Source organism: Actinokineospora inagensis DSM 44258 (assembly GCF_000482865.1).
GTDB classification, from domain to species: domain Bacteria; phylum Actinomycetota; class Actinomycetes; order Mycobacteriales; family Pseudonocardiaceae; genus Actinokineospora; species Actinokineospora inagensis.
Genome location: NZ_AXWW01000025.1, coordinates 106,731 through 116,641, shown reverse-complemented (window position 1 = coordinate 116,641; position 9,911 = coordinate 106,731). Strand labels below are relative to the sequence as shown.

Genomic DNA, 9,911 nt, shown 5'->3' with positions numbered 1-9,911 from the left:
GGCAGTCGGCAGGACGGGTGCGGGCGGGGCGGCGAGGGGCGGGGTCATCGGGGCGTCGTCAGGGAGTGTTCGAGGGTGGTGAGGGCGGAGGTGACCTTGGTGAGGTCGGCGGGGGTGAAGGTGGGGGTGTGGGCGAAGCGGGCGCGGTGGTAGGCGTGGCGGAGGGTGGTGAGGGCGGGTTCGTCGGCCTGGTGGGCGGTGAGCAGGGCGGTGGCGAACTCGGTGGGGGTTTGGTGGGGCGCGCGGGGGGTGCCCAGGGTGGCGGCGGTCTGCTCGAGTTCCAGCCACGCGGCGATGATGGCGTCGGCCGTGGGTACGGCGGGAGCCGCGGTGAGGCGGAGGCGGGCGTTGTGGGCCGCGGTGGCGAGGGCCGTGGCGGTGGCGGTGCCGTCGGGTGGGGCCGAGTGGGGTGGCAACTGGAGGTCCGGGAGGACGGGGCGGACGCGACGGCGGCGGGTGAAGCCCATGAGGAAGCCGGTTAGGCCGATGAGCAGCATGGTGGCGACGGCCAGGAGGAGCAGGCCGGTGCCGATGCCGCCGACGAAGTCGAGGAAGGGGTTGGCGGTGGGGGCCGGGGTCGCCGAGGAGACCACCTCGTCCCGGGCGGTGGACGGGGCGGCGGTGGCCGGTCCCGCCGGGATCGCCGACGTGCCGCGGGCGGCGGCGGCCGCGAGCAGCAGCAGCGCCGCCGCGACCGGCAACGTCGACAGGCGCGGGGACATGGCGCACAGCTTGCCGCACCGGCGCCCGCGAATCGAGGACTACGCGCGCACGAAGGCCAGCAGCCGGTTGACGCCCCGGCGCGAGATGTCCAATTTTCGGTCCGGATTCTTGGAATCCCGGACCGAATTGCCGCCCGGCCACCTGGCGAGTTCGACACAATTGGTGCTCTCGCTGTAGGAGCTTTTTCGCCACCGCGCCAACACCACAGTCATCAATGCCCTCCGCGTTCGGCACCCCCACGCGGGAGCGCAATACCGGGGCATTATTTCGTGGTGGTCGGTGACCAGTGAATCCCCTGCCCGGGTAGCACCGATGCCCCGAACGCAGGGCACGCCCATCGGAACACCACTGACCCAAAGTTCTACCCAGAGTAATTATCACTCTCGGTCGAGGTACCTCATCGTGGTGGCCGATCTCCGCGTTGCGGGGAACATTCCGGGGCAGCGCAAACGGGTCCAGCCGTGCTACCTTGCCAAACGCTGGCAAACCAGCGGTGAGGTGGCCGACAGCCAAGTGGCACTCCGCCGAGTGGCTCTCGCCCTATGGTATGACACCCCGTAGCCGATACGACCACTCGCCACCGCCGTCCGCCGACCCCACCAGACGCTCCCGGACCCACCCCACACTTCCGACCGGAGTCGCACGATGCCAAGACAACGGGACCCCCGCTTCTCCAAGCGCCAGCTCGGCAGACTGCTGCGCACTTTCCGCGAGCAGGCGGGCAAGACCCAGCCCGAGGTCGCCGCCACCATGGACTGGTCGGTGTCGAAGCTGATTCGCATCGAGAAGGCCGCCGTCGGGGTGTCCACCACCGACCTGCGCGCGCTGCTGGCCGAGTACGGCACCACCGACGCCGAAGTGGTCAACGACCTGGTCGAGATCGCCAAGGAGAGCCGCGAGCAGCCCTGGTACGCCCGCTACGACGCGATCACCAGCGAGCCGTTCCGCAGGCTGCTGGCCTACGAGGGCTCCGCCGCCGCCATCCACCAGTTCCACCCGGTGCTGGTCCCCGGGCACCTGCAGACCGCCGACTACGCGCGCGCCGTGCTCAGCACCGTCTACACCGGCGTGGAACTGGACCTGGCGCTGGAGTGCCGGATGCGGCGGCAGCAGCGGTTCGACACCGACCGTCCCAAACTGTCCGTGCTGGTCGACGAATCCGCTGTGCGGCGCACCATCGGCGGCCCGGAGGTGCTGCGCGCCCAACTGCGCGCGCTGCTCGACCGCGGCGCGCAGGACGACACGTCGATCCGGGTGGTGCCGTTCAGCGCGGGCGAGCACCCCGGCCTGGCGGGCGCGTTCATGCTGCTCGAACTCGACGACGAGATCGGCGACACGGTGCTGTTCGAGGAGACCGCGGGCAAGGACTACCTGGCGACCGGCGACAACGACGTGGTCACCGCCGCCTGGGAGCGGTACCTGGCGATCGAGCAGGCCGCGCTGTCCGAGTCCGACACCGCGTCCCTGCTGCGCCACTTGGTCAACGACTGAGGCACAGCGGCATAAAGACCTGACAACGTTGTCACGACCCGACAATGGCGACCTGCCGGTCCGGTCGACAACTGACAGTCCCAACGCGACCGCCGGTGGCGGCCCACCCGGACCGCCACCGACACCGAGCGTCACCGGTCCCGGGATCAGGTTCCGCTATTCCCGTAAATCGCCCCGACCAACCACAATCTCGACACTCGGCAGCGGCAACGGGCGAACCACCACCCGGATCTCCCGCACCGGTTTACCCAACAACCAGCGCAGCAACAGGAAAACAAACCCCCACGACATCAGCACGGCAAGCAACACAACCAGCGCTGTCACAGTGGCAACTCCATCACCCCGCCAGAACCACAATCCCCCCACACGCGGCGGTAGCGCACACCCCCAATCCTAGCGATCGGTGTCAATGCCCCGATCAGTCCAAGGCACCTGCAGCCAGACGCAGCTAGGGTCGGTGGACAACCTTCGGCAGCACCGGGTGGTCAGGATCGCACGCGGCGGTCAAGCTGTCGCTCCGGTCGCCCTTGTCGGTGAAACAGAACGCACCAGTGGCCCCTTGGAACACCTGGTGCCCCACGCCGGTGTACATGGTGCTGGCAGTGAGCAGCACTTGCTCGACCGTCAGGGAGCGGTCATCCGCCATGGTCCGGTTGACCCAGGCATCCACGACCCGCAGCGCGTCCCAGGCGTTGGCCAACCACCCGGTGTTCAGGTCGTCACTGGAGAAGTTGAGTTCGGTCATCCTGTCCTGCAGGTTCTCGTAGTCTGTGCCTGTAGCAGGCTGAGACAGCGGCGTGTAGTTGATGGAGACCTTCGCGCCGAGATCCTTGTTCATCGCACCGATGCCCCACGCATTGGTCGCCTGCTGGTCTGCGTTGGCCAATCCCAGGATGGCGGCGTCAGAGGTGGAGAGCACGGTGACGTGGTCACAACTGTTGTCCTTGACCAACTCGTTGAGCATGTCCTGGGGCACGATTTGCTTGCCGCGCAAGAACTTGGCGACGGGATCCGCAGCGGACTTGGTGTACGGATCTATGTCATCCACGTACCGCATGACTACCATGGGATCCTCGATGTATTCACGAAGGTCGGCAAGCAGCGCGTCGACCTGCAGTTGGTTCGAGTAGGCAATCCGACGGAAACCCGTGGCGCCGCCGATATCGTTCGCGGTGACCACATCGGACACCATAGGAATCCCTCTGTCCGACAAGTATCTGGTGATATCAGCCAGCGGGGCCCGTGTCCAACCCGAGGCCCATGACCGCGACGAGCGGTTGGTCACTGTCGTTGACCAGGTTGGCCACCTGGTCGACCACCGTTTCCCACTGCCCCTCCACTGAACCGAGGTGGGCCAACAGAAGCCGAATGGCGAACGGCCGGTCCTTGTTGATCTGCCGCTGCGCCGCGGCCGCGCCTTCGAGTTGGTGCACCAACCGAGGCCCCGACAGGTCTGAGGTGAACGGGGCCAAGAACGCGACAGTGACTCGAGGCTTACTCTGGTCCAAGGCGGCGTTCTGGTCGGCGATCGTCGACTCGACGTGGTCGAGGGCGTCGCGGGTCACGGGACCGAAGTCGTTGCTCAAGGCGCTGGAGAACTTGTAGGTGCCGTCAGTGACGCCGACGCATTCGCCGTCGGAGCGGCTGATGCCGGGGTCGAAGCCGCCGTCGAGGCAGGCGAGGTAGCTCCAGGACGACGCGATCGCGACCACCGGGCAGGCGATGAGGGCGACGACCACGCCGATCACGACGGAGCGACTCGGGACGTGGCGGGGTCTGCGGATGATGCCGTACCAGATGACGACCGCCCAGAGCAGCAGGGCGGCGGCGGAGATCACGAGGGCGGTCACGCCGCACAGTGTACGAAAGGCCACCGGTCCGGTTTGAACTTCACCCGAACAGCCCAAAGTTCGCCGGAGGGCGATCTGGTCCAACCATCCACATTAGATGTCCAATATGGACTGTCCGATGTGGATGGCAGCGGACCCCGCGGAGTCCGGCGCGCGGGGTCCGCTGCCGTGGTGGTGGGGCGGTTATTCGACGGTCAGCACGAACCTCGGTCGGTTGAGGCGGATGTGTCGTGCTGTTTCCTCGAGGGCGTCGGCCAGGGCATCGGCTTGTTCTGGGGATGCCCAGCCGATGATCAGACCGGAGGCGTAGTCACGCAACCGGGCGGGCAGCGGATCCAGTTTGGCGGCGAGCAGGACGACCGCCCGTGCCGTGTCGACCTGCTCCGGGGTCGCCGTCACACCGTGCCGCCGGACCGTGTTGCGGACCCGATCTCCCCGACCAAGCCCATCACCTCCTCCACCGCGGTCAACGCTAGAGGCGGGGCGCCGGGCGGCTTTGCCACTGTGGCAAGGTCGCCCGTTCGGCCGTACACCTCACGACAGCAGGCCCGCCCGGTACGCGAGTCCACGCAGCTCACGGCCGATCGCGTCGTCCCTGGCCCGTGCCAACAACTCCGCGAGCACCGAATGCATGAACGGATGCCTGTGTACGCGGGCGGGCGAGATGCGTTCCGCGCGGCGCAACATGAGCACGGCCTCGTCGCGGCGGTTGGGCATCCTGGCCAGCGCGCGGCCGTACTCCCGCCAGTACGCCGAGCGGCGTGTCGGCGACGGGAGGGCGTTGTGGTCGACGGTGGCGCCGATCCGGGCCGCCTCACCGTGTTCGCCCGCCTCCAGGGCCACCGACATTCGCCACACGGCGACGTTCGACGGGCCGAAGCCGAACCACAGCGCGTTGCCCTCGCCCGCGAACCTGGCCAGGTCGCCCGCGTGGTTGAGCGCCGCGGTGCGCTCGGCGTGCTCGCCGTCGGCCGCCGCGACCAGCGACCTGGTCAGCGTCAGCATCCCGGCCAACTGCAGTTCGGTGTTGCCCGCCGTGCCGGGGTCCGTCTCGACCAGGACCCGCCTGGCCAGGTCGAACCCGCCCGCCCCGATCAACCCGAACGCGGTGCCGAACCCGCTGACCGCCAGGTAGAGCGGGTCGTCGAGCGACTGCGCCGCGTCGGCGGCCAGGGTCGCGGCCTGCCAGCCGAGGTCCTGGCTGGCGCCGATGTCGCCGAGCCAGGCCTGGGTGCCCTGCACGTGCGTGATCACCAGCAGCCGCAGCACCTCGGGCTCGGCCCGCCCGGCGGCCAGGGTCGTGTGCAGGTCTCCGATGAGACCGGGTAACAGCGCGCCGACGGTCGCGTAGTCGCAGCTCCGCTGCCGGTCGAGCAGGTCGCCTGCGCGCGCGGACAGCTCCTCGACGGCGCAGACCCGACCGCGCGAGGCGTGCATCGCCGCGGCGAACAGGGCGAGGCGGACGGCGCCGAGCGCCCGGTCCTCCTCGGCCTCGCCGGGCGCGGCCAGCGCCACGTTGGTGATCTCGGTCGGTGCCACGTCCAGCGCGCGCGCCAGCGCCACGATCAGCGACCGGCGGTCCAGCGCCCGGTGCCCCGACTCGAGCCTGCTCAGGTACGACGGCGAGATCCCGGCCAGCCCCGCCACCACCGCCAACGACTTGCCCCGCGCGTTGCGGATCTGGCGCAAGCGGCGCCCGATATCGCTCACCCTTGACCCCTTCGCCGAAGGGAGGCCCGCTGAAGTGCCCCCGGCCGGGTCGACCGGGGGACACCGCTCAGGGTACGGGCTCGGGGTCGGCGTGGAAACCGCTTAGTTGCTAACGGTTCCGCGCACGAAGGCCGCGATGTCCGCCGACTGGCGAAGCCGGGACGGTTCGTGCACGTACATCATGTGCCCGGCCTCGTAGTAGAAAACCTCGATGTTGTCCCGGAGCTGGGCCGGGATCTCAAGCTGTGCCAAGGAGTGTTCGGTGGCGAAGTACGGGGTCGCGCCGTCGGTGTACCCGGATGCGACATGCAGCCGCAGGTGCGGGTTCGCCCGCATGGCCGCCGCCAGCTTGTCGGTGACCGTGACGTGCGCGTTCTCGAACTCCTTGAACGACCAGGCCCGGTTCACCTCGAGGCTGAGCACCTCGTAGGGCAAGTCGTTGGGGTAGGCCAGTTCCGTGTGCAGATAGTGGTTTATACCAGCGGTGTACGCGCCCATGATCGCCGAGGACGCCGGGTCGTCGCTGAGGTGCTCACGGCCGTAGTCGACGTCCCAGCCGGTGAACCGGCCGTCCAACCGGCCGACGGTTTGTTTGCGGTGGCGCAACAGCTCGGTGAAGAACCGGATGTGCTCGACGCGTAGATTGACCCGGTCGACGTAGTCGGTGGACAGGCCGGTCAGCGCGGCCAGCCGGGCGACCACCCGGTCCCGATCCTCAGTGGACAGCCGGGAGCCCCTGGCGAGCGCGGCGGGGTACTCGCCGGAGGCGAACTCCTCGGCCTCGGCCAGCAGGTCCGGCAGCGCCCGGTCGCCGTGCAGGCCGTGGTAGTGCGCGATGGCCGCGTAGCTGGGCAGGAACATCGGGTACGGCACGTCGTTGCCGGTCTTGAAGTCCAGCGTGCCGAAGTCGAGCACCGCGGAGATCAGCACCAACCCGTTGAGGTACATGCCGTACCGGGACTGCAGGTGGTGCGCCAACCCCGCCGCCCTGGTCGTCCCGTACGACTCCCCCGCGATGTACTTCGGCGACACCCAGCGGCCGTTGCGGGTCGTCCACAGCCGGATGACCTCGCCCACCGACTCCAGGTCGGCCTGGAAGCCGTGGTAGTCGCCCGCCTTCTCGCCCTTCACCGCCCGGGAGTACCCGGTGGACACGGGATCGATGAAGACGAGGTCGCTGTGCGCCAGCAGGGTCTCCTCGTTGTCGACCAGGCGGTACGGCGGGGCCGCCAGGGCACCCACGTCGCCGGTGACCACCCGGCGCGGGCCGAACAGCCCCAGGTGCAGCCACAGGCTCGCCGAACCCGGCCCACCGTTGAAGGCGAACGTCACCGGGCGGGTGGCCGGGTCGGCGCCGTCCAGGGTGTACGCGGTGATGAACACCTCGGCCTTGGGCAGGTGCCCGTCGAACTTGCCGTCGGTGGTCACCTCCTGGCGCAGCACGACGCGGCCGGTGGTGGCGGTGTAGTTCAGCTCCGCGCCACCCGCCGTGATGGAATGGGTGGTGGAGACGAGGTCGTCGGTGGGGTCGGGTGTGGTCGTTGTCGGCTCGTCGGCCTCGGTGCTTCCCATGCCGTGACACTACTGCCGTGGTGGGATGACACACCGTGACAACACTCGCCGACCTGGACTCCCGAGTCGTCAACTGCCGGGCCTGCCCGCGCCTGGTCGCCTGGCGGGAGGACGTGGGCGTGGTCAAACGCGCCGCCTTCCGCGACCAGGACTACTGGGCCCGTCCCGTCCCCGGCTTCGGCCCCGCCGACGCCCCGCTCGCCGTCATCGGCCTCGCGCCCGCCGCCCACGGCGCCAACCGGACCGGCCGCATGTTCACCGGCGACCGCTCCGGGGAGGTCCTGTTCGCCGCCCTGCACGCGGTCGGCCTGGCCTCCCAGCCGACCGCCACCCACATCGGGGACGGACTGGAGTTGCGCGGGGTGCGGATGACCGCCCCGGTGAAGTGCGCGCCGCCGCAGAACAAGCCGACCCCGGGCGAACGGGACAATTGCCGCAGTTGGCTGGTCGAGGAACTGGCCCTGATGCGGCGGACGCTGCGCGGGATCGTCGTCCTCGGCGCGTTCGGGTGGCAGGCGCTGCTTCCCATCCTCAAGTTCGCCTGGTCCGTGCCCAGTCCCCGGCCCCGGTTCGCGCACAACACCACGCTGACCCTGGACGCGGTGGACGGCGGGGCACCGCTCACGCTGTTCCCGTGCTACCACGTCAGCCAGCGCAACACCCAAACCGGACTCCTCACCCCCGCGATGCTGGAGGAGGTCCTGCGCCACGCCGGGCGGCGGACCGGGCTTCTCGAGGACTCATAAGGAAAGTCGCATGAATCCGGGCTGGAGCTGAACAGGGGAATGGCCCCTCGGTCCCGCCGGACCGAGGGGCCATCCCGACCTGACTAGAGGAACTTCTTGCCGTTGGTCACGGCGTTCCAGGCGTCCACCGAACCGTGGCCGTAGAAGCTGTTGAACGACGGCGTACCGGTGCAGGTGGCGTTGAACTCGGCCGGGCGGCCGACCGGGGTGTAGTCCACTGTGGCCGGAACCGGGCACGGGATCGGGGCGGCGGTTCCCTCGAGGACCTTGCGGACCTTGTCCGGTGCCAGGGAAACCCCGTCCCGGGTGTACGCGCCGTACTGCGCGACGATCAGCGCGGCCACGCCGGTGGCGTGCGGTGATGCCATCGAGGTGCCCTGCAGGTATTGGTAGTACCCGCAGGTGCCATCGGCCTTGCACGCCTTCTGCACGCCCAGGGCCTCGCCGTCCGGTGTCACGTTCCCGTCCGCGTCGATGGCGCCCTCGGTGAGGGCCACGTTGCGCGGGTAGGTCGACAGGACCTCGTTCTCGTTCGTGCGGTACCAGTCGGTGCCGAAGCCGTCCCGGAAGTAGCCGCCGGGAGCGGCGACCGAGATGCGTTCGGTGCCGTAGTTGGAGTAGTCCGCCTTCGCCTGGGAGGGGCCGTACGCGCCGACGCCGATCGCGTGCGGACCCTCGATGGGCAGCGAGGAACACGTGGAGTTGTCGATGGTGCGGGAGTGGGTGGTGCCAACGGGGTAGTCCGGACTGCTGGTGTCGGGCAGCGGCTTGGCGAGGTCCATATGACCGTTGCCCAGCGACACGATCTGGGTGACGCCCTTGCGGTGGGCGTACTCCATCGCGCGGGTGATGGACTTGACCACCAGGCGCTGTTCGGCCTGCTGGTCCGGGGTGTCGGCGGGGTTGTTGGCGCAGTTGAACAGCCACGGGTCCACGTAGAACGACATGTTGACCACGTCGATGCCCGCGTCGCCCGCGTAGGTGAGGGCGTCGACGACCGGCTGCAGGAAGAAGAAGCCGGAGTCCTGCCCACCGCGGATGTTCACGATGGACACGTTCGGCGCGACCCCCGAGATGCCGAAACCGTCGGCCGCGGCGGCGATGGTGCCCGCCACGTGGGTGCCGTGGCCGCCGTTGTCGACGTCGGCCGGGTCGACGCAGCCGCGGTACTCGCACGGCCCGTCGACCACGGCCCCGTTCTCGTCGTACGGGATGTCGCGGGTGAAGTTGCGCGAGTCGGCGCGGTCGAAGTTGGGCGCGATGTCCGGGTGGCTGCCGTCGACGCCGGTGTCCAGGACACCGACCTTGACCCGCTTGTCACCCGCCTGCTTCGTCCGCGCCAGGTTCGACCGCACCGCGGACAGGCCCCAGGCGAGCGAGTCGAGCGGGTCCATGCCCGCCGTCGCCCTCGGGGTGGCTTTGGTGCCCGCCCTGGCCGCCCGCGCCTCCTGCTCGACGGCCTTCGTCTGCTGGACCCGGCTGGTGCGGGGCACGGAGCCGATGGTCTTCGAGCGGGCCGCCTCGCCGACCGACCGGTCGCCCGCGAGGCGCGCGGTGAAGCCGGTGGCGGGGGCGGTGGCGGTGACCAGGCCGGTCGCCTGGTTGCTGGTGACGACGGTGCCGCCCGCGGCGCGGACGGCCGCCTCGACCGACGCGGCCGTGGCCCCGTCGGCGGCGAGGACGTTGTACTCCACGGTCTTACCCGAGAGCGCCGGTTGAGCCGACGCCCCGGGCACGAGCGCGAGGCCCACCAGGAGCGGGACCGCCAGGGCGGTGCCCACCAGTTTCCGATTCACGCGTACTCCTCCTCGTGGTTTCC

General features: G+C 69.5%; 11 protein-coding genes. 2 read left to right on the top strand and 9 right to left on the bottom strand.

The features are described 5' to 3' along the window. Positions 1-44: 44 nt before the first annotated feature. Together H504_RS0110895 and H504_RS39725 are read right to left on the bottom strand one after the other, a co-directional pair. Positions 45-722, bottom strand: a complete 678-nt coding sequence (locus H504_RS0110895) for a DUF4129 domain-containing protein (protein ID WP_026422802.1) — start codon at positions 720-722, stop codon at positions 45-47. A gap of 39 nt (positions 723-761) precedes the next feature. Beyond that, positions 762-935, bottom strand: coding sequence for a DUF397 domain-containing protein (locus tag H504_RS39725; RefSeq protein ID WP_157440337.1), 174 nt, complete (start codon positions 933-935; stop codon positions 762-764). A 433-nt stretch (positions 936-1,368) separates the two neighbouring features. Here H504_RS39725 and H504_RS34430 point away from each other — a divergent pair, with 433 nt between their 5' ends. Next, positions 1,369-2,214: a helix-turn-helix domain-containing protein gene (locus H504_RS34430; protein WP_051385716.1), complete on the top strand. Its 846-nt coding sequence runs from the start codon at positions 1,369-1,371 to the stop codon at positions 2,212-2,214. A gap of 156 nt (positions 2,215-2,370) precedes the next feature. Here H504_RS34430 and H504_RS41045 read toward each other — a convergent pair whose 3' ends face one another. The 6 genes from H504_RS41045 to H504_RS0110860 form a co-directional block, all read right to left on the bottom strand. Continuing rightward, positions 2,371-2,538 (bottom strand): hypothetical protein, encoded by a 168-nt coding sequence (locus H504_RS41045; RefSeq protein WP_157440336.1) that lies wholly within the window; start codon positions 2,536-2,538, stop codon positions 2,371-2,373. A gap of 124 nt (positions 2,539-2,662) precedes the next feature. After that, positions 2,663-3,403 (bottom strand): hypothetical protein, encoded by a 741-nt coding sequence (locus H504_RS0110880; protein ID WP_157440335.1) that lies wholly within the window; start codon positions 3,401-3,403, stop codon positions 2,663-2,665. Positions 3,404-3,440: 37 nt separating this feature from the next. Beyond that, a complete protein-coding gene (locus H504_RS0110875) occupies positions 3,441-4,064 on the bottom strand; it encodes a hypothetical protein (protein ID WP_026422800.1) in 624 nt (207 codons plus the stop codon). Between the two features lie 183 nt (positions 4,065-4,247). Then, positions 4,248-4,463, bottom strand: a complete 216-nt coding sequence (locus tag H504_RS0110870) for a hypothetical protein (protein WP_026422799.1) — start codon at positions 4,461-4,463, stop codon at positions 4,248-4,250. 135 nt (positions 4,464-4,598) lie between these two features. Continuing rightward, a complete protein-coding gene (locus tag H504_RS0110865; protein WP_084467538.1) occupies positions 4,599-5,774 on the bottom strand; it encodes a helix-turn-helix domain-containing protein in 1,176 nt (391 codons plus the stop codon). 102 nt (positions 5,775-5,876) lie between these two features. Continuing rightward, entirely contained in the window at positions 5,877-7,346 is a 1,470-nt protein-coding gene (locus H504_RS0110860) for a S10 family peptidase (protein ID WP_026422797.1), read from the bottom strand. 35 nt (positions 7,347-7,381) lie between these two features. Here H504_RS0110860 and H504_RS0110855 point away from each other — a divergent pair, with 35 nt between their 5' ends. Then, positions 7,382-8,092 (top strand): uracil-DNA glycosylase, encoded by a 711-nt coding sequence (locus H504_RS0110855; RefSeq protein ID WP_026422796.1) that lies wholly within the window; start codon positions 7,382-7,384, stop codon positions 8,090-8,092. An 83-nt stretch (positions 8,093-8,175) separates the two neighbouring features. Here H504_RS0110855 and H504_RS0110850 read toward each other — a convergent pair whose 3' ends face one another. After that, positions 8,176-9,888, bottom strand: coding sequence for a S8 family serine peptidase (locus H504_RS0110850; RefSeq protein ID WP_245614178.1), 1,713 nt, complete (start codon positions 9,886-9,888; stop codon positions 8,176-8,178). Positions 9,889-9,911 lie beyond the last annotated feature (23 nt).

Coding starts and splice junctions, on each gene's coding strand:
- H504_RS34430 (WP_051385716.1), top strand. CDS start 1,369: ATGCCAAGACAACGGGACCCCCGCTTCTCCAAGCGCCAGCTCGGCAGA.
- H504_RS39725 (WP_157440337.1), bottom strand. CDS start 935: ATGACTGTGGTGTTGGCGCGGTGGCGAAAAAGCTCCTACAGCGAGAGC.
- H504_RS0110895 (WP_026422802.1), bottom strand. CDS start 722: ATGTCCCCGCGCCTGTCGACGTTGCCGGTCGCGGCGGCGCTGCTGCTG.
- H504_RS0110860 (WP_026422797.1), bottom strand. CDS start 7,346: ATGGGAAGCACCGAGGCCGACGAGCCGACAACGACCACACCCGACCCC.